Raw genomic sequence first — 24651 nt, forward strand, 5'->3', positions numbered from 1 at the left:
TGACTCCACGGACCCGTCCGTGGAGTTTCGCAACCGACGCAATCAGCCGCCCGCAATGGACGACGCGACCACCAGCAACGACATCCGCCTTCGTGAAGGCTCATCGATCGCGCAGCGGCTGGTCGTGGCCGGCTCTGCGGCGGCCGTTGCGCTCTGCTTCACGCCCGGCCTGTTCACGCACGACACGCTGGAAATCATCATCTCGGTGGTCGCGCTGCTGGTGGGAGCGGGATTTGTCGTCGGCATCATGATGGCGCCGGCGGTGGTGTGGATCATCACACCCGACGAGATCCTGATCGGGCATCAGCGTCCCTTCGGAAAACTCCAGACGCGGATCGTTCCGAAGGACGACATCACGGGGTTGCAAGTTCCCGGCAGCAAGCGGGTGAAGGCCCGCTTTCAGCTGGTCTTCACGCTTGTCTCGGGCGAGCGCCTGACGTCGCCGCCGATCTCGGATGTCACGCATGTGCGCGACACCGTGGCACGGATCGCCACGCAATTCGACGTTCCCCACGTCGAGGAGCCGGTCAATCCGCTCGATGCCAGCAATTCCGAGATGCATCTCGGCGAGCCGCTCGAGGCGTTTTCCGCACGGGACATAAGGATCGTCGCACTGATCGCCGTCGCCTTGTCCGCCGTGCCCTACGCCTACAAGCTCTGGCGCGGATGGCCGCCGAGCCATGTCGATATCCTGCTGCTGCCGCTCGGCGCGATCGCGGCGTTCGCCGTGTATCGCTACGCCAACCTCGTGACCGGCGCGTTCTGGATCATCCGCGAGGGCGACATCCGCGTCGAACGCCTGTGGGGCGACGGCCAGCCGCGCACCGACCATATCGAGGGGCACGAGGTGAAGACGATCACCGTCGACCGCCGCGGCCGGTCCGAGGACGAGCACTGCATCGTCACGATCCGGTTGCGCTCGGGCCGACGCTTTCGCAGCCCCCGCATCGGCTCGCGGCTCGAGGCCCGCGCCGTGGGAGCCGAAATCGTGCGGCGGCTCGGGATCGCGGCGGAGAATAACAAGATCTGACGGGTCGCCGCCTGGCGAGGTCCCTTTGCCTCTCCCGCTTGCGGGAGAGGCCGACGCGCCCCGGGCGATGCGAAGCATCGTCCCGAGCGCGGCGGGTGAGGGCTCTCGCCACGCAGGGACGTTCTCCGCAATCCCAGGCAATCCCGACGCGGAGACACCCCCACCCCAGCCCTCCCCCGCAAGCGGGGGAGGGAGCGCACCGGCCTCGCGGCCGCCATCTAGGCTTTTCGCGCCATCCCCTGTTTGTGGCATTGCCGTGGGCCCGTCAAAAAAGCAAAGCATTCTCGTGACATACCAGCCGGGCGCGCCATCAACTTGCCATGAACATGCCCCTGAGATTTGATGGCTTTGAATGATTTGCGCTGTGGCAGCGGGGAGAGCTTGAAATGACGGATTTTCGTCGCCTGACCGGGATGTTCGTGGCCACGATCGGCCTGATCCTGTCTGCACCACAGGCCATCGCGCAGCAGCCCGACCGCGGCGACGAGCCGGGTCTGGTCGCTGACGACGCCTACCAGCTCGAGCCGGAATGGCAGAAGCAGGTGGTCTACTTCCGCACCACCGAGACGCCGGGCACCATCATCATCTCCACCGCAGAGCGCCACCTCTATCTGGTGCAGCCGGGCGGGCGCGCGATCCGCTACGGCATCGGCGTCGGCCGCGACGGCTTCCAGTGGCAGGGGCTGGTGAACATCACCAACAAGAAGGAATGGCCGGACTGGACGCCGCCGCCCGAGATGATCCAGCGCCAGCCCTATCTGCCGCGCTTCATGGCCGGCGGCCCCGGCAATCCGCTCGGCGCCCGCGCCATGTATCTCGGCACCACCGTGTACCGCATTCACGGCACCAACCGTCCCGATACGATCGGCACCAAGGTGTCCTCGGGCTGCTTCCGTCTCGTCAACAACGACGTCGCCGATCTCTACGATCGCGTCCCTGTCGGCACCAAGGTGGTCATCCGGCAGAAGCCCGAACTCTAAGTTCCCCGCCTTCGCAACACTTCCTTTTCTTCCCGATTATTTCGAGAGAGAGACATCATGCGCACTTTTCGAGGCGGCCTGCTCATCGGGCTCGCGGTCGCCGTGCTGGTCGGCGTGCTCGCCGTCATCTACGAGTTCTACGACACCCGCACCCTGAAGCGTACGGTTCGCCGCGGCGAAGTGCTGTGCGGCGTCAACAAGGGCCTGCCGGGCTTCTCGATCCCCGACGACAAGGGCAACTGGACCGGCTTCGACGTCGATTTCTGCCGCGCGGTGGCGGCGGCGATCTTCAACGATCCGGCCAAGGCGAAGTTCGTCGCGCTCGACGCCAGCGAGCGCTTCAAGGAATTGCAGAGCCGGAAGGTGGACATCCTCTCGCGCAACTCGACCTGGAGCATGGCGCGTGAGCTCGACTACGACCTCTATTTCCCCGCCGTCGCCTATTACGACGGCGCAGGCTTCATGCTGCCGCGTTCGCGCAACAAGGAAACGTCGCTGGACCTGACCGGCAGCAAGGTCTGCGTGCAGACCGGAACCACGACGGCGCTCAACGTCTCCGACTACTTCCGTGCCAACAACATGAAGTACGAAGAGGTGAAGTTCGACAAGCTGGACGACGTGGTGAAGGCCTACGACACCGGCAAGTGCGATACGCTCTCCGCCGACGTCTCGCAGCTCTACGCGCTGCGGCTGAACCTGTCGAAGCCCGGCGATCACATGATCCTGCCGGACATGATCTCCAAGGAGCCGCTCGCCCCCGTGGTGCGCCAGCGCGACGACGACTGGATGATGATCGTGAAGTGGACGCTCTACGCGATGATCAACGCCGAAGAGCTCGGCGTCTCCTCCGAGAACATCGACGAGGCGCTGAAGTCGAAAAAGCCGGAAGTGATGCGCCTCGTCGGCACGGAAGGCAATTACGGCGAGCAGCTCGGCCTCACCAAGGACTGGGTCGTCCGCATCATCCGCAATGTCGGCAATTACGGCGAGATGTACGAGCGCAATATCGGCGAGAAGTCGAAGCTGAAGATCCCGCGCGGCATGAACCAGCTGTGGAACGCCGGTGGCGTGCAGTACGCGCCGCCGATGCGGTAACGGCGGTTCCTCCGCCGTCATTGCGAGGAGCGCAGCGACGAAGCAATCCAGAATCCCTCTGCGGTGACAGTCTGGATTGCTTCGCTGCGCTCGCAATGACGAGATGAGGCGCGAGCTTTCCACACTCTCAACCGTCATCGCCCGCGAAGGCGGGCGATCCAGTATTCCAGAGCCAGTTGTTGTTGATCGAGACGCCGCGGCGTACTGGGTCGCCCGGTCAAGCCGGGCGACGACACTGATTGTGAGGCGGCGTCCTGCGCCTCACGTCCACCCGCCTCAATACCCCCGCGCCCTTGCCAGCTGCTCGGTGTGGTAGTTCGCATCCCCGAACAGCTCCTCGCACACCCGTGCGCGCTTCATGAAGAAGCCGATGTCGAACTGGTCGGTCATGCCCATGCCGCCATGCATCTGCACGCCTTCCTGGACCGCGCGCGTGGCGGTGGTGCCGGCGCGGGCTTTTGCGACCGCGACGGCTGACGTGGCTTTGGCGACGTCAGCATCCAGCGCCTGGAGCGCCTTCATCACCGCGGCGCGGGTGATCTCGATGTCGACATAGAGCTCGGCGGCGCGGTGCTGCAGCGCCTGGAATTCGCCGATCAGCTTGCCGAACTGCTTGCGGCTCTTCAGGTACTCGACGGTGCGATTGAACACTTCGTCGCTGAGGCCCACCATTTCGGAGGCCACCGCGCCGCGGCCGATGTCGAGCACGCCGTCGAGCAGACCGGCGGCCTGATCGACCTCGCCAAGCACGCTGTCGGCATTGACCTCGACATTGGCAAGCTCGATCCGCGCAGCGTTGTGCGCATCGACCATGATGGTGCGCTCGATCGCGACGCCCTTGGCCTTGGGGTTGACCAGGAACAGCGTCAAGCCGTCGCGCTCGCCGGCTGAGCCCGCGGTGCGCGCCGCGACGATCAGGAGATCGGCGACGTGACCGTCGACGACCAGGGCCTTGGCACCGGAGAGCTTGAAGCCGTTGCCGGCGCGCACGGCCTGGAGGCTGGTCCGGAGCGGGCGATGCTTGGCGCCCTCGTCGATCGCGAGCGTCGCCAGCAGCGAGCCGTTGGAAATCTTCGGCAAATATTCCGACTTCTGCGCGGCATTGCCGCCGCGGTTCAACGCCGAGGCTGCGACCACGCTGGTGGCGAGGAAGGGCGACGGCATCAAGGTGCGGCCGATCTCCTCCATCACGACGCCGGCCTCGACGAAGCCGAGACCGGAGCCGCCGAACTCTTCCGGCACGAGCAGGCCGGCAAAGCCCATCTCGGCGAAGGAATGCCAGAACTCCTTGGAGAAGCCGGTCGGATCCTTGGAGTCGCGCAAGTGGCGCAGGTGCGACACCGGCGCCTTGTCGCTGATCAGCCCGCGCGCAGAGTCACGGAGCATCGATTGTTCTTCGGTGAGGACGAGGGCCATGGCTTCAGTCTCTAGCGTCTTTGTAAATCTGTTGGTGTCATTCCGGGGCGCGTCGAAGACGCGAACCCGGAATCTCGAGGTTCCGGGTTCGGTCCTGCGGACCGCCCCGGAACGACGGCGGAGTTAGGCCCCCGGCAGATCGAGGATACGCTTGGCGACGATGCCGAGCATCACTTCGGACGTGCCGCCCTCGATCGAGTTGGCCTTGGTGCGCAGCCAGGCGCGCGGACGGGCGCCTTGCCTGGAGCGGTCGCTCTCCCACTCCAGCGCATCGACGCCGCCGGCCGACATCAGGATCTCGTAGCGGCGCTTGTTGAGCTCGGTGCCGTAATATTTCATCGCGGAGGAGAACGCCGGATGCGCCTGCCCCGCCTTGGCGAGATCGACGGCACGCTCGGCGCAGGCGGCTAGCGCGGCTTCATCGACATCGAAGCTCGCGATCTTGCCGCGCAGCATCGCATCGTCGAGGCGACCTTGCGCATCGCTGCCGACGGAATCGGCTGCGATCTGGCCGAGCGGACGGCCGACGCCGCGCTCGCCCATGCCCGAGATCATCGCGCGCTCGTGCTGGAGCAGATATTTCGCGACGTCCCAGCCGCGGTTGACGGTGCCGACCACATGCGATTTCGGCACGCGGACGCCGTCGAAGAAGGTCTCGCAGAACGGCGAGTAGCCGGAGATCAGGAGGATCGGCTTGGTCGTCACGCCCTTCGAGGTCATGTCGAACAGGATGAAGCTGATGCCGTCGTGCTTCTTAGCGGCGGGATCGGTGCGGACGAGGCAGAAGATCCAGTCGGCATAGTTGGCGTAGGAGGTCCAGATCTTCGAGCCGGTGATGACGAAATCATCGCCGTCGCTCTCGGCGCGGGTCTGGAGCGAAGCGAGATCGGAGCCGGCGTTCGGCTCGGAATACCCCTGGCACCAGCGGATCAGGCCCGCCGCGATGTTTGGCAGGTGCTCCTTCTTCTGCGCCTCGTTGCCGTATTTCAGCAGCGCCGGCCCGAGCATCCATATGCCGAAGCTCGACAGCGGCGGCCGCGCGCCCATCTTGGCCATCTCCGCGCGCAGCACCTTGTGCTCGGCAGCGCTCAATCCGCCGCCGCCATATTCCTTCGGCCAATCCGGCACGGTCCAGCCCTTGTCGCGCATGCGTTCGAACCAGATGCGCTGCGGCTCGGACGAGAATTTTGCATTGCGCCCGCCCCAGAACACGTCGGCGTCCGACGTTGCGGGCCTGCGCATTTCCGGCGGGCAGTTGGCTTCAAGCCAGGCGCGCGTCTCGTTGCGGAATGTTTCGAGATCGGCCGTTTCAGAATCGCTGGTCTTAGAGTCAGTCATTGGTCGTTTCCATCAATCAAAATCGACTTGTTGGGCGCGACTCTGGGCCATCGCACCGTGGAATTCAACCACTTCCGCAGGCGCATTCGGCTATAGTCGCGACCACGACGGTGCTTGAAAACAAAGAGGAAACGAGAATGCGCCTGACACTTCTTTCGCCTGGCGAAATGAACGAGAGCCAGCGGCAGACCTATGACGAGTCGATTGCCGGCAAGCGCGGCAAGCCGCCGGCACCGATGATGGCCTGGCTCAACAGCCCGGAGATGGCCCGTCACGCGACGCGGCTCGGCGAAGTGCTGCGCTTCGACACGATTTTCCCCGCCAAGCTCTCGGAGATCGCGATCCTGGTGACGGCGCGGCACTGGACCGCGCATTACGAATGGTACGCGCACAAGCGCCTCGCGCTTGCGGGCGGCATGGATCCAAAAATCATCGACGCGATCCGCGACCGCCGCACGCCTGAGTTCGACGACCCCAAGGCCAGGATGATCTACGACGTCGCGAAGTCGCTGCATGAGGGCCGCGGCGTCGAGAAGGGCCTCTATGATGAGGCGGTGAAGTTGCTCGGCGAACGCGGCGTGGTCGAGGTGATCGGGCTGTGCGGCTACTACACAATGGTGTCGATGACGCTGAACACGTTCGAGTTCGGGCTGCCCGAGGGCGAGGAGCCGGAGCTCTCTTAGTTTCCCATCCGGAAACGCTGGGTTTCGGGATAGGCCAGTGGCACTGTCCCGGGGCGCGGCCTATGTGGGGTTGATCAACGGAGCATTGCCATGTCGCAGAACCCAGCCGTCCATGCCGGCACCCGGATCGGCCACGTTCATCTCAAGGTCGCCGATCTCGATCGCGCGCTCGGCTTCTATTGCGGCGTGCTCGGCTTCGAGCTGATGCAGCGCATGGGCTCTGGCGCGGCCTTCATCTCGGCCGGCGGCTATCATCACCACATCGGGCTCAACACCTGGGAGAGCAAGGGCGGCTCGCCGCCGCCGCCGGGCACGACCGGGCTCTTTCACACCGCGATCCTCTACCCGACGCGCCCCGCGCTGGCGGATGCGCTGCACCGGGTGCTTTCGGCCGGCATTGCGCTCGACGGCGCGAGCGACCACGGCGTCAGCGAGGCGCTCTACCTGCGCGATCCCGACCAGAACGGCGTCGAGCTGTACTGGGATCGGCCGAGGGAGCAATGGCCGTTCGGGCCGGATGGCAAGCTTGCGATGATTACGAAGCGGCTGGATGTCGAGGCGTTGTTGCGGCAGCGGGAGGCGTGATGTCGTAGGGTGGGCAAAGCGAAGCGTGCCCACCAATTCTCGCGGCACTCGTTGAGAAGATGGTGGGCACGGCGCTATGCGCCTTTGCCCACCCTATGAGGCTTCCCCCGCACCATGATCAGCGCCGCCGCCGCCACCTCCAGCGCGACACACAGATAGAACGGCAGCGCATAGCCGCCGGAGAAATCGCGCAGGAAGCCGACCACGCCGGGGCCGAACGCGTAGGTCACCTGGTTGATCGCGGTGTTCAGGCTGATCAACACGCCGAACGAGGCGGAATCGAACTCCTGCTGCACGATCAGCGAGGGCAGCGTGATGAGGTTGCCGACCGAGAAGCCGAACACGGCGCAAGCCGCAATCAGCACGTAGTCGTTGTGCAGGTTGATGACGACGCACAACGCCGCGGCCTGGCTCAGGAACGACAGCGCCGAGGCGAGGCGCTGGTTGAGCCGGTCGATCACCATCGAGAACAGCACGCGGCCGACCACCGCCATTGCCGTCAGCACGGCGACGGCTACCGCAGCGCGCTCGCGGCCGATCACCGGGTCGAGGAACGAGATCAGGTGCACGATGAAGCCGACTTGCGCGAACAGCACCAGCGCGAAGGCAATCGTCACCGTGAGGAAGCCGACGTCGCGCAGCGCGTGCGCGCGGATTTGCGCCGACGATTGCGGCTTTGCCTTCGCTGCCGCATGCCAGCCATGGTGCTCGGGCGGCCGGCCGACGGCGAGCAGGATCACCGGCACGAGCAGCACCAGCATGGCGCCTGCGGTGGCGTACATCGCCGTCGCGAATCCAACATGGCTGATCATGGTCACCAGCAGCGGCACGCCGACAATGCCGCCGAAGCTGGCGCCGTTCAGCGCGAGGCTGATCGCCATGCCGCGCTTGTGGTCGAACCATAGGCTGATCGTGTTGGTGATCATGGCGAGACTGGTGCCGGCCCAGCCGAAGGCGAGCACGGCGTCGGCGAGATAAAGCTGCCAGGGCTCGCGCACCGCGCCGATCGCGACCGCCGCGGCGGCCATCGCCAGCGTGCCCGCGATCAGGCAGAGGCGCGGGCCGTATTTTCGGACGGCCTCGCCGACGAAGACGACGAGCAGCGCACCGAACAGATAGAAGAACGTCGTCCCCGCGGAGATCAGCGAGGCCGGCCAGCCCCGCGCGCGCTGGAGCTCGGCGACATAGACGCTCTGGCCATAAAAGCCGAGCCCCCAGCCGAAGGTCGCGAGCAGGAAGCAAACCGCGACGATGCGCCAGCCTTCATAGCGGAGGGAGGATTCGTCGATCGGAGCTGCGTGGCGGGGATTGTCGAGCATTTCTTTGCTCCTCGCCGTCATTCCGGGGCGATGCAAAGCATCGAACCCGGAATCTCGAGATTCCGGGTTCACCCTTCGGGTGCCCCGGAATGACGGCAGAAAATGAAGGACGTTGCTGGCCTGACGAGCCTGTTCATGACGAGCATCATGTAACAACGCGGCTCCCAAAAATCACTTCGACCCGGATCGAAGTATCAACGTTGCTGACAGCCTCCCGCCATCAGACCGCGTCCGGGAACTCGCCCATGGCGGCGTCCAGCCGCGCCTTGCGGCGGCGCGCCCAGGAGACGAGCGAGAGCACGGCAAGCCCCAGCACGACCGGCGGGAACACCACCATGTTCACCGCGGACCAGCCGTAATTGGCGAGCAATTGCCCTGACGAGAACGAGCCGATCGCCATCATGCCGAACACCAGGAAATCGTTGAAGGCCTGCACCTTGTTGCGCTCCTGCGGCCGGTGCGTCTCCAAGACCAGGGCGGAGGCGCCGATGAAGGAGAAATTCCACCCCACGCCGAGCACGATCAGCGTGGCCCAGAAATGCATCGCCGTGAGGCCGGAGAGACCGATGGTGGCCGCGCCGGCCTCGAGCAGCAGGCCGGCGGCGACGATCTTCGGTGCGCCGAAGCGCGCGATCAGCGCGCCGGTGAAGAAGCTCGGCCCGTACATGGCGACGATGTGCCATTGAATGCCGAAATTGGAATCGCTGACGCTGAGGCCGCACAGCTTCATGGCGAGCGGCGCCGAGGTCATCACCAGATTCATCATGGGATAGGAGATGACGCCGCACAGCGCCGCCGCGATGAAGCGCGGCTGGGTCACGATCGTGAGCAGCGGCCGGCCGCCATGCAGATCGGCCGGCGCCGGCTTCGGCATGTCGACGCCGGCGACGATGCCCATGGCGACCAGCGCCACCGCAGCCTGCACCAGGAAGCTGAAGGCGAACAGATAGGGCTGCCAGACATCCATGGTCCACTGCACGAGCTGCGGACCGAGCACGCCGGCGAACACGCCGCCCGCCATCACCCAGGACACCGCCTTGGGCCGGTAGGCCACGCTGGCGCCATCGGCGGCGGCGAAGCGATAGGACTGCGCCACCGAGCCATAGAGGCCACCGAGAAAGGTCGCGATGCAGAACAGCGCGAACGAGCCGTGCAGGATGGCGAACGAGCCGAGCAGGCCGGTGAGCGCGCCCAGACCGGTACCGATGACGAAGGCGGCGCGGCGGCCGAAGCGGCGCGAGATCGCGCCGGTCGGCAGCGTGCCGGCGGCAAGGCCCACCACATACATCGAGATCGGCACGGTCGCGAACGACATGTCGGGCGCGAGCGTAGCGCCGACGATCGCGCCGGTGGCGAAGATCACAGCCGAGTTGGCGCCGGTCAGCGCCTGCGCGGCAGCAAGGCGCACCACATTGGCACGCACGCGGGCGTCGGCGGCGATCTGATTGGCTGAAGTCACGTCAAGCATCGGCATTTCCGCCCCAACGGGCTCACAAGGGCTTTGTTGATTCCCGGCACTATGGAGCGGCGCGGGAGGGTGGGCAACCGGCGCAAACGGGCGCAGGCCATGCCTCTGACGCAATCGGGCAGATGATAGCGGGCTGCGCTCTTGACGGCTTGCGCTCGATCAAATCCTATCCGCCGCGACTTTTGGGAGTTTCGTTCATGACGGTCGACGACAGGCCTACGCTCAGCGCTCCCGACGACGATCCCTGGCTCTGGCTGGAGGAGATCGAAGGCAAGCACGCGCTCGATTTCGTGGAGCGGCAGAACAGCCTGACGCTCGACGCATTCGGCGGAGCGGCCTTCGCGCGCGACCGCGATATCCTCGCGGCGATCTACGATCGTCCCGACAACATCCCCTATGTCAGCCGGCGCGGCAGCGATCTGCACAACCTCTGGAAGGACGCCACCAACCCGCGCGGCCTGTGGCGGCGAACCAATCTGGCGGAGTTTCGCAAAGCGAGCCCGGCGTGGGACATCGTGCTGGACATCGACCAGCTCGCGGCAAAGGAGGGCGAGGATTGGCTGCTGAGCTCGATCGTCACGATGCCGGCAAGCTCGCGGGCGATTCTGAGCCTGTCGCGCGGCGGCAGCGACGCCGTCACCTTGCGGGAATTCGACCTCGACACGAAGAGCTTCGTGGCGGACGGCTTTACGCTGCCGGAAGCCAAGGGCGGCGTTGACTGGCTCGATCAGGACACGCTGCTGCTGTCGAGCGCGCATGGCGAGGGGATGGCGACGAGCTCCGGATATGCGCGGACCGTTCGCCTGTGGCGGCGTGGCCAGCCTGCCGATCGGGCGCAGGTGATCATCGAGACCACCGCCGATCACATGGCGGTCTCCGGCATGGCCGACGACACCGGATCGGCGCCGCGGGTCTGGATCGTCGATCAGATCGACTTCTTCAATCACGCGATCTGGCTGCGCGATGCGACCGGTGCGACGACGAAGCTCGACCTGCCGACCGGCGTCTGGATGCAGGCGCATGGCGACTGGTTCGCGATGAAGCTGCGCAAGGACTGGTCGGCCGGAGGCCGAACCTTTGCCACCGACACCGTGCTCGGCATCTCGCTCTCGGCGTTCCTCGCCGGCAGCCGCGATTTCGCGGTCCTGTTCGAGCCCGGCCCGCGGCGCGCATTGCAGGGCCTGTTCTGGGCGGGCAGCAAGCTGGTGCTGTCGATCCTCGACGAGCTCAAGCCGCAATTCGAGATCTGCACGCCGTCCGCCGCGGGCTGGAGCCGCGCCACGCTTCCCGGCCTACCGCAGATCGGCGTCGTCGATATCTGGCCGCTCGACCGTCATCCCTCCGAGAGCAATGGCGACCTGCTCGCCAACGTGCAGGATCCGCTCACGCCGCCCTCGCTGCTGCTGTTGGAGCGCGGCCTCGCAAGCCCGACCGTGCTGAAGCAGGCGCCGAAGACGTTCACCGCCGACGGCCTCGTGGTGACGCAACACGAGGCGATCTCGATCGACGGCGAGCGCATTCCCTATGTGCAGACCGGTCCTGCCAAGGAGACCGGCGATGCGCCGGTCTATATGAGCGCCTATGGCGGCTTCGCCGTCGCGGTGAAGCCGTATTACAATCCATCGCTCGGCAAGCTGTGGCTGGAGCGCGGCGGCACCACGGTGCAGGCGAATCTGCGCGGCGGCGGCGAATTCGGCACGCGCTGGCACGATGCCGGCCGGCTCGCCGGCAAGAAGCTGTCGCATGACGATTTCGCCGCCGTTGCCGCCGATCTCGTCCGCCGCGGCGTGACAAGCGCGAAGCGCATCGCAGCGCAGGGCGGATCGAACGGCGGCATCCTCATCACCAACATGCTGGTGCGCTACCCCGAACGCTTCGGCGCGCTGTTCTGCACCATCCCGCTGATCGACATGCGCCGCTACACCAAGCTGCTCGCAGGCGCGAGTTGGATCGCGGAATATGGCGACCCCGACAAGCCCGACGAATGGGAGTGGCTGAAGACCTACTCCGCCTATCACAACGCAAAGCCCGGCCAGGCCTATCCGCCGATCCTGATCGCCACCACGCGGCGCGACGACCGCGTCCATCCCGGCCACGCCCGCAAGATGGCGGCAAAGCTCCAGGCGATGGGCTATGAGGCCTGGTTCTACGAGCCGGCAGCGGGCGGTCACGGCTACGGCAAGGACAACAAGGAGCGCGCCGGTTTTGAGGTGCTGGGCTTTCGATTCCTCAGGGACAAGATCGGATGGAAGGATGGGGAGGCGTGATTGCGCTGCCTCTTCGAACTCTCACCATCACGATGTGAGGCGGGCACCACTCTCTCATTCCCTCCCCCCTTGCGGGGGAGGGGCAGGGAGAGGGGTATCACACGGGGACTCTCTCGACTTGCACGCGCGGCACGGTCGCAGATGGATAGACCGTTTCCTGGGCCACCCCTCTCCCCCGCCCTCCCCCACAAGGGGGGAGGGAGCGCACCGCCGCTGTGGCGTGCACCCGAACCCAAGTCAGAAGCGCCAACCTAGCGCGCAAACACCAGCGTCAGATTGTTCGCCGGCATCTCGATCGTATCGACGAGACCAAGGCCGGCGCCTCGCGCGAGCGTCTCGACATCGCCGATGTCGCGCACGCCCCAGTCGGGATTGCCTTCGCGCAATGAGGTGTCGAACACGGCGTTGCTGAGCGCGGTATGCTTGCCGTCGCGCTTGAACGGGCCGTAGAGGAACAGCTTGCCGTCGGCCCTCAAATAGCGACCGGCGCCGGCGAACAGGCCTTCGGCCACGGTCCATGGCGCGATATGGATGACGTTGGCGCAGAACACGGCGGCGAGGTTCGTCGGCCCCTGCCCGCTTCGCATTTCCGGACACCAGCCGGGATCGGAGAGATCGATCCGCAACGGCGAGCGGATGTTTGGCAGGCCCGAATGGACGCGCCAGGCCTCGATGCTCTTCACGTGCCGCTGGTTGAGGTCGCTCGGCCACCAGACCAGGTCGGGCGTATGGCGGGCGAAATGGACCACGTGCTGGCCGGTTCCGCTGCCGACCTCGACAACGTTTCCGGAACAGCCGGCAAGGTGCTTTTCCAGAGCCGCCCGGAGCGGCTCGTGATTGCGATGGAATGCCGGTGCATCGAGCCGCCCATCTGGCTCGACCCGTCCGCCGTCCCTGCCAAATTCGACGACATATTCAGCCAAGTGACGTCCCCTTGAAAAAACGAGAACACGATGAAAACAGCAGGAGCGCCCAAACGCCCTCGAAACAGCCGGCCCGCGTTCACGGACCTTACTCTCGCGGCCAAATCGGCCGAACAAATAATCTCTTTAGTTGCAATGCGGAAGATATTAACTCCATTTTGCCGCGTGCATAGTCCTGATTGTCAGGTGATGCCCTTTGTGCTTTGGAACGCTGCTATTTCCGCGATCGAGTGCATCGCCATAACGCCTCGGAATGACGCCTTGACCGCCTTTTCCCGGATGCCTGCCCTGCTCCTTTTGCTGGCCTTCGCCGCCGGCCTCGCCAGCCCGGCGCGGGCGCAATCCGCCGTGGCCGAGGGCCAGAAGCTCGCCTTCGACCGTGGCAAGGGCAATTGCCTGACCTGTCACGTCATCAAGGGCGGCGACCTGCCGGGAACGATCGGCCCGGAGCTGAAGGACCTCAAGGCGAAATACCCTGATCGCAACGAGCTGGCCGCGATCATCTTCGACGAGACCAAACGCAATCCGCAGACCATGATGCCGCCGTTCGGCCGGAACCGGATTTTGACCGACCAGGAGATCAGCGCGATCGTTGATTTCCTGCAAACCCTGTGACTTCAGGCACGCCAGGAGAGCTCAGATGACCACGACCACCGGCCCCCTTGCGACGCGGCGCCTGATCCTTCAGGGCGCAGCCTCCGTCGCGCTGCTCGGCCTCGGCAATCTGCCGTTCGGCGTGGCGCCCGCGTACGCCGCGGCCAACGACAAATATCCGGAAGAAGCGTTCAAGCTGAAGAACGAAGCGGACGCGATCAAGGCGCTCTACGGCAAGACCGCCGAGCCCTCCGACAAGGTCAAGCTGGATGCGCCGGAGATCGCCGAGAATGGCGGCGTGGTTCCGATCTCGGTGACGACGACGCTGGAGAAGGTGACCTCGATCTCGTTCTTCGTGGCCGAGAACCCGAACGCGCTCGCCGCGTCCTACAAGATTCCCGACGGCACGATCCCTGCTGTCGCCAACCGGCTGAAGATGGCGAAGACCACCAACGTGACCGCGATCGTGGAAGCCGACGGCAAGCTCTACAGCGCGACCAAGGAAGTCAAAGTCACCGTCGGCGGCTGCGGCGGCTAAGGAGATCGACATGGCATCCAGCATTCGCGTGCGCGCGACCGCAAACGGCGACATCACCGAGGTGCAGGCGCTGATCCAGCACCCCATGGACACCGGCCTGGTCAAGGACGCCAAGGGCGAGGTGATCCCCGCGCATTTCATCCAGCAGCTGAAGTTCGAATGTAACGGCAAGGACGTCTTCGTCGCCGATTGGGGCACCGCCATCTCCAAGGACCCCTATGTGAAGTTCAGCTTCAAGGGCGCCAAGAAGGGCGACGACATCAAGATCTCCTGGACCGACAACAAGGGCGGGTCGGATACGACCACCGCGAAGATCGCGTGATGAAGGCCCGCTCCGCCCTCCTGCTTGGTTCGCTCAGCGCCGCGCTCGTCGCGGTCGCCCTCACCTCGCCGCGCGTGATCGCGGCCGACAAGGTCGATCCAGTTGCCGACGCAAAAGCGTTCCAGAACTTCTTCTTCCAGAAGTTTCCGACCGTGAAGCACGAGGATTTCGTCAACGGTCCTTATTCCATGAACGAGGACATGAAGCGGCAGTGGCGGGAGAAGGAGGAATTCCCGCCCTACGAGTTCGCGCTCGACGCCGGCAAGGAAATGTTCGCCACCCCGTTCAAGAACGGCAAGACCTATGCCGACTGCTTCCCGAATGGCGGCATCGGCATCCGCCAGAACTACCCCTACTTCGACGAGAAGGAGGGCAAGGTCGTCACGCTGGAGCTCGCGCTCAACCGCTGCCGCGAGGCCAATGGTGAGGCGCCCTATTCCTACGTCAAGGACGAGATGGCCTCGCTGACCGCCTACATGGCCTTCACCTCGCGCGGCAAGCCGATGGACATCAAGATCCCCGATGATCCCCGCGCGCTCGCCGCGTTCGAGAACGGCAAGCGCTATTTCTACACGCGGCGCGGCCAGATGAATTTCTCCTGCGCGAGCTGCCATGTGCAGAGCCCGGGCGAGCGCATCCGCGCCGAGATCCTGGCGCCGGCGCTCGGCATTTTGAACGCGATGCCGATCTACCGCTCCGAATGGAGCGGCATGGGCACGACCAGCCGCCGCTTCGTCACCTGCAACAGCCAGACCCGGGCGGTTCCGCTGGAGCCGCAGGCGGATGAATATCGCGACGTCGAATATTTCCTCTCCTACGTCGCCAACGGCCTGCCGATATCAGGACCGGGAGCGCGGCCATGAAGCGGTCACTTCCCCTCGCCATGCTGCTCGCCCTTAGCCTTGCGCCAACGGCGCGCGCGGCGAATGAGGCGGATTACAAGGCGGCCTATGCCGCCGCCGAAGCCGCCTCCAAGGAGGCAGCCGGCATGCGCAATCAGTGGACCGTGACCGTCTCGACGCTGGCGGCGGCGAAGAAGGCAGCCGATGGCGGCGATTTCGACCGCGCCCTGGCCGCAGCCAAGGAGGCCGAGGCGCTGGCGAAGGCGTCGATCTTCCAGGCCACGTCCGAAAAAGAGGCCTGGAAGGCGATGGAAATCCGCTAGACTGGACCTCAGTTGAACTGCCGATGAGGCGCGGAGGATTCTGGATGGCGATCCGCCGCCGTGATTTCCTGAAGAGTGCAGGCGTTGCCGCAGCATCGCTCGGCCTGCCGCGGCTTGCGCGCGGCACTGAAGCGGCGAGCATTTACGACCTCGAACGTTTCGGCCATGCCCGGATCCTGCACATCACCGACACGCATGCGCAGCTCAACCCGGTCTATTTCCGCGAGCCCAGCGTCAATATCGGCATCGGGGAGATGGCGGGACGGCCGCCGCATCTGGTCGGCCGCGCCTTTCTCGAGCGGTTCGGAATCCGGCCCGACAGCGCCGATGCCTATGCCTTCACCTGCTTCGAGTTCGAGAAGTCTGCGGCGCGCTTCGGCAAGCTCGGCGGCTTTGCCCATCTGAAGACGCTGGTCGATCGCTTGCGCGGCGATGTCGGCGAAAGAGATTCGCTGCTCGTCGACGGCGGCGATCTCTGGCAGGGCACGGGGCTCGCCAACGTCATGCAGGGCCGCGACATGGTCGAGGTCGCCAATCTGCTCGGCATCGAGGCGATGACCGGGCATTGGGAATTCACCTATGGCGAGCAGGCGCTGCGCGACAATCTCGAGCGCTTCAAGGGCGAGTTCCTGGCGCAGAACGTGTTCCTGACCGAGGAAGCCGCGTTCAACGACGCCCGCGCCTTCGACAAGGCGACGGGGCGCGTCTTCAAGCCCTCCGTGATCAAGGAGCTCGGCGGTCATCGCATCGCGATCGTCGGCCAGGCCTTCCCTTACGTGCCGATCGCGCATCCAAAGCGGTTCACGCCGGACTGGACCTTCGGCATCCGCGAGGAAGAGCTCCAGAAGCATGTCGATGCCTTGCGCACCGCCGACAAGGTCGATGCCGTCATCCTGCTGTCGCACAACGGCATGGACGTCGACCTCAAGCTCGCGAGCCGCGTCACCGGCATCGACGTCATCCTCGGCGGCCACACCCACGACGCCGTGCCGCAGCCGATTCCTGTGACGAACGCCGGCGGAACGACACTCGTCACCAATGCCGGATCCAACGGGAAATTTCTGGGCGTGCTCGATCTCGCGCTCGACAAGGGCAAGGTCAGTGGCGTCAAATATCACCTGCTGCCGGTCTATTCCGAGCTGCTGAAGCCTGATCCGGCGATGGCCGAGCTGATCGGCCGGGTTCGCGCGCCGCACGTGGCCGACTGGTCGGAGAAGATCGCAACGCTCGACCGCCTGCTCTATCGCCGCGGCAATTTCTCCGGCCCGGTCGACGAGCTGATCTGCACCGCGTTGCGCAGCGAGCTCGACGCCGAGATCGCGCTGTCGCCGGGCTTCCGCTGGGGCGTCACCGCGCTGTCCGGCCAGGCGCTGACCATGGAGGACGTGCTCGCGGAAACCGCGATCAGCTATCCCGAGACCTATGTGCAGGAAATGACCGGCGCCCAGATCAAGGACGTGCTGGAGGACATCTGCGACAATCTCTTCAACGCCGATCCCTATTACCAGCAGGGCGGCGACATGGTGCGCGCCGGCGGCCTCAGCTACACCTGCACGCCGGCGGGGGCGATCGGCGGCCGCATCTCTGAGCTGAAGCTCAACAACGGCAAGGCGATCAGCGCCAACCACCGCTACAAGGTCGCGGGCTGGGCCTCGGTCAACGGCCAGCAGGGCGCACCGGTGTGGGACGTGGTGGCCAAATATCTGCGCTCGGGCCGGATGCTTTCGGAGCGGCTCGGCTCCGGCGTCACGCTGAAGGGCGTCGAGAACAATCCGGGCATTGCGGGACAGGGATGACGCGCTCGCAAATGTTTCGCGCGATGATGCTGGCGATGCTCGCCTTGGCCGCGATGCCGCCGGCTTTTGCGCAGCAGGTGCCGCTTCAGGACAAGCCGTTCGCCGAGCACAAGATCGTGCTGCAGCTCTCCGACGGCGACGCCAGGAAGCAGGCGCTGGTGCTCAGCGTCGCCAACAATCTCCTGAAGGCCTACGCCCCCGACAAGGTCGCGATCGAGGTGGTGGCATTCGGACCCGGCATCGACCTGCTGCTGTCGAACAGCGAGCGCCGCAAGCAGGTCGAGAGCCTGATCGCGCAAGGCGTGCGCTTCGACATCTGCCTCAACACCGTCGACACGGTCGAGCGGGAGACAGGCAAGCGGCCGGAGTTCATCCCCGCCGCGACGCCGGTGCAGGTCGGGGTCGGGCAGATCCTGTTCCTGGCGGAGAATGGGTACACGGTGGTGCGGCCGTAGGGGGCGCCAGGGCGTCACACTCCCCTGTCGTCCCGGCGCAGGCCGGGACCCATACTCCCAGGCAGGTGTTTGGCGAAGATCAGTCGTTCGGTACTCCCACCGCCCCTCCCGAAGGATCACGCGCGGTATGGGTCCCGGCCTTCGCCGGGACGACACTGAGTGTGTGGCGCTTATCCCCGCCTCGCCAGCAATAAAAATCTTCCAAATTTACCTGTTCACACAGTGAATTGCTTCTCTTTCTGACCCGGAACATAGTAGAATCTTGGAAGCCAGTTCCACGCCGGGTCTTGCCATGATCTTCCGCCAGCTCTTCGACAGTGTTTCGGGCACCTACAGCTACGTCCTTGCCAGCCGCCACGGCGGCGAGGCGCTGATCCTCGATCCCGTGCTGGAGAAGGTCGACCGCTATTGCCAATTGCTGCGCGAGCTCGACCTCAAGCTGGTCAAGGCGGTCGATACCCACCTTCATGCCGACCACGTCACCGGCCTCGGCGAGCTGCGCGACCGCACCCATTGCATGACCGTGATGGGCGACCAGACCAAGGCCGACGTGGTGGCGATGCGTGTCGCCGACGGCGACAAGGTGACGATCGAGGGGCTGTCGCTCGACGTGATGTACACGCCCGGCCACACCGACGATTCCTATTCCTACCTGATGGGCGACCGCGTCTTCACCGGCGACACGCTGCTGATCCGCGGCACCGGCCGCACCGATTTCCAGAACGGCTCCTCGCGCGCGCAGTACGATTCGATCTTCAATCGCCTACTCAAGCTGCCGGACGAAACGATGGTGTTCCCGGCGCATGACTACAAGGGCGACACCGTCTCCACCATCGGCGAGGAGAAGCGCTACAATCCGCGGCTCCAGGTGCGCTCGGTCGACGAATATATCGAGCTGATGGCGAACCTGAAGCTGCCCAATCCGAAGATGATGGACGTGGCGGTGCCCGCCAACATGCGCGTCGGCCTGCATCAGGAGGAGCTGGAAAAGGAGGGCCGCGCGCTAACCGCCAGCGAGGCGATCCGCGTCCTGGGCCGGCCTGACATCCTGCTGGTCGATCTGCGCGAGACCAACGAGCGGATGAAACACGGCATGCTCGAGGGCGCCCTGCACACGCCCTATCCGTCCGTCGAGGAGAGCCTGAAGCCCGGCGGCATGCTGCGCGAGGTCGCGGCCGCCACCGGCCGCCGCATCGTGTTCTTCTGCGCCTTCGGCGAACGCTCGGCGATGGCCGTCGCGGCGGCGAAGGAGGCGGGCCTCGCCAATACCGCCCATATCGCCGGCGGTATCGATGCCTGGAAGAAGGCGGGCGGACCGGTGGTGCACTGACGCCCCGACGCGCCGTTCTTGAGATAAGTCAGGAACCGCCCACATATTGGGACTAGGATCGGATGCAGCATCACCATCCGGGAACAGCCATGGCCAAGACCGTCAACAAGACCGCCAAGCCGAGCGCGCCGCCCAAAACCGCCAGCGAGAAGCTGGCGGACGACAAGGCGAAGAAGCCGCTGCCGCGCGACACCGACGACGACGATTACGAAGACGGCGACATCGCAACGCCGAAGCGTGACCGGTACGGTCCCGATGACGAGCCGTTGTGAGTTGAAGCCTGCCCCACGAATGGTGCGTTCCCTCCCCCTTGCGGGGGGAGGGTTAGGGAGAGGGGTGCCACACGGCACACTCTTTCGAGAGCCCGACGATCTTTGCATCGACCACGGATAGACCTTTTGCTGGGCTACCCCTCTCCCCCGCCCTCCCCCGCAAGGGGGAGGGAGCGCAGTGTGCCCGATCGCATCGTCGAGTCATGATTGAGACAGCGGCGCCACCCGCGCTACCTGCCATGCGCCTGCGTTCATGGACAAATAACCGCTGTCCCCGATAGTTTGCGCTCCCTTCAGGGAGTGAAACGGAACTGCAATGGTCGATGTTCTCGCCGCACCGCAGCAAGGCAAGGCGGACAGCGCGCTGCGCACGCTGACGGGAATCTCGATCGCGCATTGGGTCAGCCATTTCCATCTGCTGGTCCTGCCGATGCTGTTTCCGTTCCTGAAGGACAGGCTCGGCGTCGGCTATGTCGAGCTGGGCTTCGCGCTCACCACCCTTGCCGTCGTATCGGGCCTGACGCAGGCGCCGACCGGCTATCTCGTCGACCATTTTGGCGCGCGCAGGATCCTGTTGATCGGGCTGACGCTCGGCGGCTTCGCGCTGATCCTGCTCGGCCTGCATTTGAGCTACGCCTCGCTGATCGCCTGCGCCGTGCTGCTCGGGCTCGCCAACAGCGTCTATCATCCCGCCGACTACGCCATCCTGACCGAGCACATGGACGAGGCGCGGATGGGCCGCGCCTTTTCGATCCACACCTTTGCCGGCTATCTCGGCGGCGCCGTGACGCCGGCGATCGTCGCCGCGCTGGTCACCGTATCGGGTGGCGTCGGCGCATTGATCGCGTCGGGCGCGATCGGCGTGCTGGTGGCGTTGCTGCTGGTCGCCATGAGCATTCCCGAGGCCGGCGCGCACAAGAAAAAGCCCGGTCACGAGAGCGCGCCGAAGCAGGCGGTGATAACGCCGGCGCTGATCACGCTGACCGCGCTGTTCATGCTGCTAAGCCTGTCGGTGGCCGGCATCAACAATTTCGGCGTGGTGGCGCTGATGAGCGGCTACGGCGCCTCTTATTCGATCGCCAACGTCGCGCTGACCGCGTTCCTCGGCGCCAGCGCCGCGGGCGTGCTCGCAGGCGGCTTCCTCGCCGACCACACCGAACGTCACGGCTATGTCGCCGCCGCCTGCTTTGCCGCAAATGCGGCGATCGTGCTCCTGATCGCACTGGTGACATTGCCCGGCTGGGCTTTGACCGCGACGATGACGGCGGCGGGCTTCCTCTCCGGCGTGATCGCGCCCTCGCGCGACATGCTGGTGCGCAATGCCGCTCCCGCCGGCGCTGCGGGGCGCGCCTTCGGCATCGTCTCCACCGGTTTTAATCTCGGCGGCATCGTCAGCCCGCTTTTGTTCGGCTGGATCATGGACCAGAGCGCGCCGCACTGGGTGTTCGGCGCCTCCGTGATCTTCATGCTGGCGACGGTGGTGCTGTCGCCGTTCACCGAGCGGAAGCGGCAGGCTGCGGCGTAGCCACAAATTCAACTGTCGTCCTGGCGAAAGCCAGGACCCATTACCCCAGGGAGAATCCGTCGCGCGAGACTGGTCACTCCGAGTCTTCGCCAAACTACTCCCTGTGGTTACGGGTCCCGTATCTGCGCTGACATCCGGGACGACGAGTAGAGAGAACTGCGTGTAACAAAAACAAAACGGGAAGAAACCTCATGACCAATCCTGATCTCGTGATCCGCGGCGGCATGGTCGCGGATGGAAACGGCGGCGAGCTGTTCGAGGCCGATGTCGCCATCACCGGCGGCAGGATCAGCGAGGTCGGGAAGATCTCCGGCAAGGGCAAAGAAGAAATCGACGCGCGCGGAAAACTGGTGACGCCGGGCTTCGTCGACGTCCACACGCACTATGACGGGCAGGTCACCTGGAGCCAGGACATCACGCCGTCGTCGCAGAACGGCGTCACCACCGCGATCATGGGCAATTGCGGCGTCGGCTTTGCGCCGTGCAAGCCCGCCGACCACACCCGCCTGATCCAGCTGATGGAAGGCGTCGAGGACATTCCCGAGCCGGTGCTGAGCGCCGGCATTCCCTGGGCCTGGGAGAGCTTTCCGGACTACATGGGCTGGCTGTCGAAGCGCGATTTCGACATCGACGTCGGCGCGCAACTGCCGCATGCGGCGTTGCGCGTCTATGTCATGGGCGAGCGCGGCGCGCGCCGCGATCCGTCCACGGTGGAAGACAATGCGGCGATGGCAAAGCTCGCGGGCGAAGCGGTCCGCTCCGGCGCGCTCGGCTTCTCGACCTCGCGCACGCTCAACCACCGCACCTCGACCGGCGACTTCACGCCGACCTTGAAGGCCGGCGAGGACGAGCTCACCGCGATCGCGGGTGCGATGCATCGCGAGGGCCGCAGCGTGCTGCAATTCGTGCTCGATCTCTCCACCATCGACGACGACCTGCCGATGATGCTGCGGGTCGCCGACACGACGAAATGCCCGATCTCGTTCTCGATCACGCAGAACGACAAGGCGCCGCAGCGCTGGCGCCAGACGCTGGACGAGATCAATGCCGCCGCACAGCGCGGCCTCTCCATCACCGCGCAGATCGCGGCGCGCCCGGTCGGCCTGCTGCTCGGGCTCGAGCTGTCGCGCAACCGGTTCCAGACCCATCCGAGCTACAGGGCGATCGCGCATCTGCCGCTGAAGGAGCGGCTGGCGCGGCTGCATCAACCGGAGGTCCGCCAGGCGATCCTCAGCGAGACGGCGACCGCGACCGACGATCCGCTGTTCTTCCGGCCCAACTACGACAAGATGTTCCTGCTCGGCGATCCTCCCGATTACGAGCAGCCGCCGGAGAACGCGCTGGGGCCGCAGGCGCGCAAGCAGGGCCGGAAGCCCGAGGAGCTCGCCTATGACGCGATGCTGTCGGACGAAGGCCGCGGCATGCTCTACGTGCCGTTCCTCAACTATGCCGACGGCAATCTCGATGCGACGCGCGAGATGCTGATCGATCCGCAATCGGTGCCGGGCCTGTCCGATGGCGGCGCGCATTGCGGCATCATCTGCGATGCGAGCTTCCCGACCTATCTGCTGACGCACTGGACACGCGACCGCACGCGCGGCGAGAAGCTGTCGATCCCGTTCGTGGTCGCGGCACAGTCACGCAAGACCGCGCTCTCGGTCGGCCTCACCGATCGCGGGCTGATTGCGCCCGGCTACAAGGCCGACATCAACGTGATCGACTATGACCGCCTGCATCTGCATCCGCCGAAGGTGCATTACGATCTGCCGGTCGGCGGGCGGCGGCTGTTGCAGGACGTCGACGGCTATGAAGCGACCATCGTGTCGGGCGTGGTGACGCGGCGGCATGGCGCGGCCACGGGGCGCCGGCCGGGGAAGTTGATTCGTGGCGCGCAGGGGGTGGTGAACTAGCGCGGTAGGATGCATGTGAGACGCGAAGGCCGCGCCTCACATTCGGTGTCGTCCCGGCGAAGGCCGGGACCCATACGCCCCGGCAATTGTTTTGCGAAGACTTGGAGTTATCAGCTTCGCCTCAATCCACTCCCTGTGGTTATGGGTCCCGGCCTTCGCCGGGACGACAGCGGTGTTTGTGGCGGGCCTTGAACGCCTGCCACCCCTTACGTCGGCGACACCGCGCCTTTCAGCGCCGCTGCCTGCGGGGCGGCAGCGCGCGTCAGCCGAGCCTTTTCGCTGTTCGGCCAGAGCAGGGCCAGGCCGAGCAGGCCGGAGCCGACCATGATCACGGCGTTGATGGTGAAGCCGGTCATGTAGCCGTCGAGCATGCTGCCGGCGCGCTGGATCACGGTGCCCATCACGGCGGGCGCGATGATGCCCGAGAGCGTGTAGAGCGCGCCGTAGATCGCCAGGATCGCGCCGCGCTGCGACGACGGCGTGAATTCGCCGAGCATGGGCGGACAGACGACGTAGATCGCGCCGCACAGGCCCGTTCCGACCACGAGCAAGGCGAGCTGAAGGCCGGCGCCCTGAACATACGGCATCGCAGCCAGGATCAGGCCGCCGACCATCAACGGGACCGAGCCGAGCACGCCGCGGGCGACGCGCGTGGTCGATCCGCGGGCCATCATCAGTTGCGAGATCCAACCCGTCAGGATCACGATGGTGGCGCCGAACACCCAGGGCAGGGTCGAAATCCAGCCGGCCTGGCTCTGCGAGAAGCCGAGGCCCTTGATGATGAACGGCGTGAACCAGGTCAGCCCCAGCGACAGCGCCCAATAGGCCCCGAAGGTCGCCGCGACGCAGCCGACGAAGGTGCGCGAGGTGAGAAGCTGAAGATAGGGAATTTTCGTCTCGGTGGCGGCAAGGGTGTGCGTGTCCTCCAGCGGGCCTTCCTTGCCGAGCGCGAGCCAGGCGCAGACCCAGATCAGGCCGACGACGCCGAGCGCGCCGAAGGCGTAGTGCCAGGAGTGATTGACGATGACCCAGTTCAGCGCCGGCACCGCCAGGATGACGCCGAAAGCCGAGCCTTGCGACAGGATCGCAGTCGGCAGCGTGCGCTTCTCGTCGGGGAACCATTTGTAGATGGCGTGCGCGGCGACCGAGAAGGCCGGGCCTTCGCCGGCGCCCAGCACGATGCGGCAGATCAGCAGCGTGGTGAAGGAGACGGTGCCGACCATCGGAAACTGCGCCAGCGCCCAGACCACCGCCAGCGTCAGGAGCACCCAGCGCGTCGGCACCTTGTTGACGATGAAGCCGACCACGATGGCCGAGATCGAGAACAGGAAGAAGAACGAAGACCCGAGCAGGCCGAACTGCTCCGGGGAGAGCTTCAGGTCCGCCATGATCGGCACGCCGGCGAGGCCGACAACGATCTTGTCGGCGAAGTTAACCAGCATAAATAGAAACAGCAGAAAGGTGACCGTCCAGGCGCCCTTTGGTGTTTCCCTGGATGTCGTCGTCTTGCCCGCCACCATGGGCGTTCCCTGAGCGCTCATCGTTCTCCCCGTCTGTCTTTTTGGCAGTTTTTTGATTTGGCCGTTGTTGGAGCTAACAACGGCTTCGACGGCAACGCAACCCCGGCATTTCCGCGGCAG

General features: G+C 65.4%; 23 protein-coding genes. 17 read left to right on the forward strand and 6 right to left on the reverse strand.

All coding sequences use genetic code 11. The features are described 5' to 3' along the window. Positions 1–55: 55 nt before the first annotated feature. From AB5K84_RS42060 to AB5K84_RS42070, 3 genes are all read left to right on the forward strand, one after another. Complete coding sequence (locus AB5K84_RS42060; protein WP_038965233.1) at positions 56–1030, forward strand: hypothetical protein; 975 nt, start codon at positions 56–58, stop codon at positions 1028–1030. Between the two features lie 386 nt (positions 1031–1416). Then, a complete protein-coding gene (locus AB5K84_RS42065; RefSeq protein ID WP_011083844.1) occupies positions 1417–2010 on the forward strand; it encodes a L,D-transpeptidase in 594 nt (197 codons plus the stop codon). Positions 2011–2067: 57 nt separating this feature from the next. Continuing rightward, positions 2068–3105, forward strand: a complete 1038-nt coding sequence (locus AB5K84_RS42070; RefSeq protein WP_011083843.1) for an amino acid ABC transporter substrate-binding protein — start codon at positions 2068–2070, stop codon at positions 3103–3105. 276 nt (positions 3106–3381) lie between these two features. Here AB5K84_RS42070 and AB5K84_RS42075 read toward each other — a convergent pair whose 3' ends face one another. Beyond that, entirely contained in the window at positions 3382–4521 is a 1140-nt protein-coding gene (locus AB5K84_RS42075) for an acyl-CoA dehydrogenase family protein (protein ID WP_011083842.1), read from the reverse strand. Between the two features lie 123 nt (positions 4522–4644). Next, the gene (locus tag AB5K84_RS42080; RefSeq protein ID WP_011083841.1) at positions 4645–5859 is read right to left on the reverse strand and encodes an acyl-CoA dehydrogenase family protein; all 1215 of its coding nucleotides are present in this window, start codon (positions 5857–5859) and stop codon (positions 4645–4647) included. A gap of 137 nt (positions 5860–5996) precedes the next feature. On the opposite strand from AB5K84_RS42080, the gene AB5K84_RS42085 reads away from it, so the two are divergent. Beyond that, a complete protein-coding gene (locus AB5K84_RS42085; RefSeq protein WP_038965232.1) occupies positions 5997–6542 on the forward strand; it encodes a carboxymuconolactone decarboxylase family protein in 546 nt (181 codons plus the stop codon). A 90-nt stretch (positions 6543–6632) separates the two neighbouring features. Further along, positions 6633–7127, forward strand: a complete 495-nt coding sequence (locus AB5K84_RS42090; protein WP_011083839.1) for a VOC family protein — start codon at positions 6633–6635, stop codon at positions 7125–7127. 74 nt (positions 7128–7201) lie between these two features. Here AB5K84_RS42090 and AB5K84_RS42095 read toward each other — a convergent pair whose 3' ends face one another. Continuing rightward, a complete protein-coding gene (locus tag AB5K84_RS42095; RefSeq protein WP_038965231.1) occupies positions 7202–8446 on the reverse strand; it encodes an MFS transporter in 1245 nt (414 codons plus the stop codon). 220 nt (positions 8447–8666) lie between these two features. Beyond that, positions 8667–9914 carry an MFS transporter gene (locus tag AB5K84_RS42100; protein ID WP_063921602.1) on the reverse strand — a complete coding sequence of 416 codons (1248 nt, stop codon included), beginning with the start codon at positions 9912–9914 and terminating at the stop codon, positions 8667–8669. A 197-nt stretch (positions 9915–10111) separates the two neighbouring features. Here AB5K84_RS42100 and AB5K84_RS42105 point away from each other — a divergent pair, with 197 nt between their 5' ends. Next, positions 10112–12181 carry a prolyl oligopeptidase family serine peptidase gene (locus AB5K84_RS42105; RefSeq protein WP_063921376.1) on the forward strand — a complete coding sequence of 690 codons (2070 nt, stop codon included), beginning with the start codon at positions 10112–10114 and terminating at the stop codon, positions 12179–12181. 251 nt (positions 12182–12432) lie between these two features. Here AB5K84_RS42105 and AB5K84_RS42110 read toward each other — a convergent pair whose 3' ends face one another. Further along, positions 12433–13104: a DUF938 domain-containing protein gene (locus AB5K84_RS42110; RefSeq protein ID WP_038965227.1), complete on the reverse strand. Its 672-nt coding sequence runs from the start codon at positions 13102–13104 to the stop codon at positions 12433–12435. 261 nt (positions 13105–13365) lie between these two features. On the opposite strand from AB5K84_RS42110, the gene soxX reads away from it, so the two are divergent. From soxX to AB5K84_RS42165, 11 genes are all read left to right on the forward strand, one after another. Continuing rightward, positions 13366–13719, forward strand: a complete 354-nt coding sequence (gene soxX, locus AB5K84_RS42115; protein ID WP_028172677.1) for a sulfur oxidation c-type cytochrome SoxX — start codon at positions 13366–13368, stop codon at positions 13717–13719. Between the two features lie 25 nt (positions 13720–13744). Next, the gene (gene soxY / locus AB5K84_RS42120; protein WP_011083833.1) at positions 13745–14236 is read left to right on the forward strand and encodes a thiosulfate oxidation carrier protein SoxY; all 492 of its coding nucleotides are present in this window, start codon (positions 13745–13747) and stop codon (positions 14234–14236) included. A 10-nt stretch (positions 14237–14246) separates the two neighbouring features. Further along, entirely contained in the window at positions 14247–14558 is a 312-nt protein-coding gene (gene soxZ, locus AB5K84_RS42125; RefSeq protein WP_011083832.1) for a thiosulfate oxidation carrier complex protein SoxZ, read from the forward strand. Continuing rightward, a complete protein-coding gene (gene soxA / locus AB5K84_RS42130) occupies positions 14558–15421 on the forward strand; it encodes a sulfur oxidation c-type cytochrome SoxA (protein ID WP_038965225.1) in 864 nt (287 codons plus the stop codon). Before soxZ ends, soxA begins: the two co-directional genes overlap by 1 nt. Beyond that, on the forward strand, positions 15418–15723 hold the full coding sequence (locus AB5K84_RS42135) for a hypothetical protein (protein ID WP_011083830.1): 306 nt from the start codon (positions 15418–15420) through the stop codon (positions 15721–15723). Before soxA ends, AB5K84_RS42135 begins: the two co-directional genes overlap by 4 nt. A gap of 44 nt (positions 15724–15767) precedes the next feature. Then, positions 15768–17519, forward strand: coding sequence for a thiosulfohydrolase SoxB (soxB, locus tag AB5K84_RS42140; protein WP_038965224.1), 1752 nt, complete (start codon positions 15768–15770; stop codon positions 17517–17519). Then, positions 17516–17974 (forward strand): DsrE family protein, encoded by a 459-nt coding sequence (locus tag AB5K84_RS42145; RefSeq protein ID WP_011083828.1) that lies wholly within the window; start codon positions 17516–17518, stop codon positions 17972–17974. Before soxB ends, AB5K84_RS42145 begins: the two co-directional genes overlap by 4 nt. Before the next feature lie 292 nt (positions 17975–18266). Beyond that, a complete protein-coding gene (locus AB5K84_RS42150; protein ID WP_011083827.1) occupies positions 18267–19304 on the forward strand; it encodes an MBL fold metallo-hydrolase in 1038 nt (345 codons plus the stop codon). Positions 19305–19393: 89 nt separating this feature from the next. Further along, positions 19394–19576, forward strand: a complete 183-nt coding sequence (locus tag AB5K84_RS42155; protein WP_038965223.1) for a hypothetical protein — start codon at positions 19394–19396, stop codon at positions 19574–19576. A 316-nt stretch (positions 19577–19892) separates the two neighbouring features. After that, positions 19893–21101, forward strand: a complete 1209-nt coding sequence (locus tag AB5K84_RS42160) for an MFS transporter (protein WP_011083825.1) — start codon at positions 19893–19895, stop codon at positions 21099–21101. 191 nt (positions 21102–21292) lie between these two features. Beyond that, the gene (locus tag AB5K84_RS42165) at positions 21293–23011 is read left to right on the forward strand and encodes an N-acyl-D-amino-acid deacylase family protein (protein WP_441232750.1); all 1719 of its coding nucleotides are present in this window, start codon (positions 21293–21295) and stop codon (positions 23009–23011) included. A 206-nt stretch (positions 23012–23217) separates the two neighbouring features. Here the strand turns inward: AB5K84_RS42165 and AB5K84_RS42170 are convergent, their stop codons facing one another. Continuing rightward, positions 23218–24552, reverse strand: coding sequence for an MFS transporter (locus AB5K84_RS42170; RefSeq protein ID WP_011083823.1), 1335 nt, complete (start codon positions 24550–24552; stop codon positions 23218–23220). Positions 24553–24651: the final 99 nt, after the last annotated feature.

Source organism: Bradyrhizobium sp. 1200_D9_N1_1 (assembly GCF_052075915.1).
GTDB classification, from domain to species: Bacteria; Pseudomonadota; Alphaproteobacteria; order Rhizobiales; family Xanthobacteraceae; genus Bradyrhizobium; species Bradyrhizobium diazoefficiens.

Bases quoted from the DNA above. Each gene is read 5' to 3' on its own strand.
- AB5K84_RS42060 (WP_038965233.1), top strand. From the start codon at position 56: ATGGACGACGCGACCACCAGCAACGACATCCGCCTTCGTGAAGGCTCA.
- AB5K84_RS42065 (WP_011083844.1), top strand. From the start codon at position 1,417: ATGACGGATTTTCGTCGCCTGACCGGGATGTTCGTGGCCACGATCGGC.
- AB5K84_RS42070 (WP_011083843.1), top strand. From the start codon at position 2,068: ATGCGCACTTTTCGAGGCGGCCTGCTCATCGGGCTCGCGGTCGCCGTG.
- AB5K84_RS42075 (WP_011083842.1), bottom strand. From the start codon at position 4,521: ATGGCCCTCGTCCTCACCGAAGAACAATCGATGCTCCGTGACTCTGCG.
- AB5K84_RS42080 (WP_011083841.1), bottom strand. From the start codon at position 5,859: ATGACTGACTCTAAGACCAGCGATTCTGAAACGGCCGATCTCGAAACA.
- AB5K84_RS42085 (WP_038965232.1), top strand. From the start codon at position 5,997: ATGCGCCTGACACTTCTTTCGCCTGGCGAAATGAACGAGAGCCAGCGG.
- AB5K84_RS42090 (WP_011083839.1), top strand. From the start codon at position 6,633: ATGTCGCAGAACCCAGCCGTCCATGCCGGCACCCGGATCGGCCACGTT.
- AB5K84_RS42095 (WP_038965231.1), bottom strand. From the start codon at position 8,446: ATGCTCGACAATCCCCGCCACGCAGCTCCGATCGACGAATCCTCCCTC.
- AB5K84_RS42100 (WP_063921602.1), bottom strand. From the start codon at position 9,914: ATGCTTGACGTGACTTCAGCCAATCAGATCGCCGCCGACGCCCGCGTG.
- AB5K84_RS42105 (WP_063921376.1), top strand. From the start codon at position 10,112: ATGACGGTCGACGACAGGCCTACGCTCAGCGCTCCCGACGACGATCCC.
- soxY (WP_011083833.1), top strand. From the start codon at position 13,745: ATGACCACGACCACCGGCCCCCTTGCGACGCGGCGCCTGATCCTTCAG.
- soxZ (WP_011083832.1), top strand. From the start codon at position 14,247: ATGGCATCCAGCATTCGCGTGCGCGCGACCGCAAACGGCGACATCACC.
- soxA (WP_038965225.1), top strand. From the start codon at position 14,558: ATGAAGGCCCGCTCCGCCCTCCTGCTTGGTTCGCTCAGCGCCGCGCTC.
- AB5K84_RS42135 (WP_011083830.1), top strand. From the start codon at position 15,418: ATGAAGCGGTCACTTCCCCTCGCCATGCTGCTCGCCCTTAGCCTTGCG.
- soxB (WP_038965224.1), top strand. From the start codon at position 15,768: ATGGCGATCCGCCGCCGTGATTTCCTGAAGAGTGCAGGCGTTGCCGCA.
- AB5K84_RS42145 (WP_011083828.1), top strand. From the start codon at position 17,516: ATGACGCGCTCGCAAATGTTTCGCGCGATGATGCTGGCGATGCTCGCC.
- AB5K84_RS42150 (WP_011083827.1), top strand. From the start codon at position 18,267: ATGATCTTCCGCCAGCTCTTCGACAGTGTTTCGGGCACCTACAGCTAC.
- AB5K84_RS42155 (WP_038965223.1), top strand. From the start codon at position 19,394: ATGGCCAAGACCGTCAACAAGACCGCCAAGCCGAGCGCGCCGCCCAAA.
- AB5K84_RS42160 (WP_011083825.1), top strand. From the start codon at position 19,893: ATGGTCGATGTTCTCGCCGCACCGCAGCAAGGCAAGGCGGACAGCGCG.
- AB5K84_RS42165 (WP_441232750.1), top strand. From the start codon at position 21,293: ATGACCAATCCTGATCTCGTGATCCGCGGCGGCATGGTCGCGGATGGA.
- AB5K84_RS42170 (WP_011083823.1), bottom strand. From the start codon at position 24,552: ATGAGCGCTCAGGGAACGCCCATGGTGGCGGGCAAGACGACGACATCC.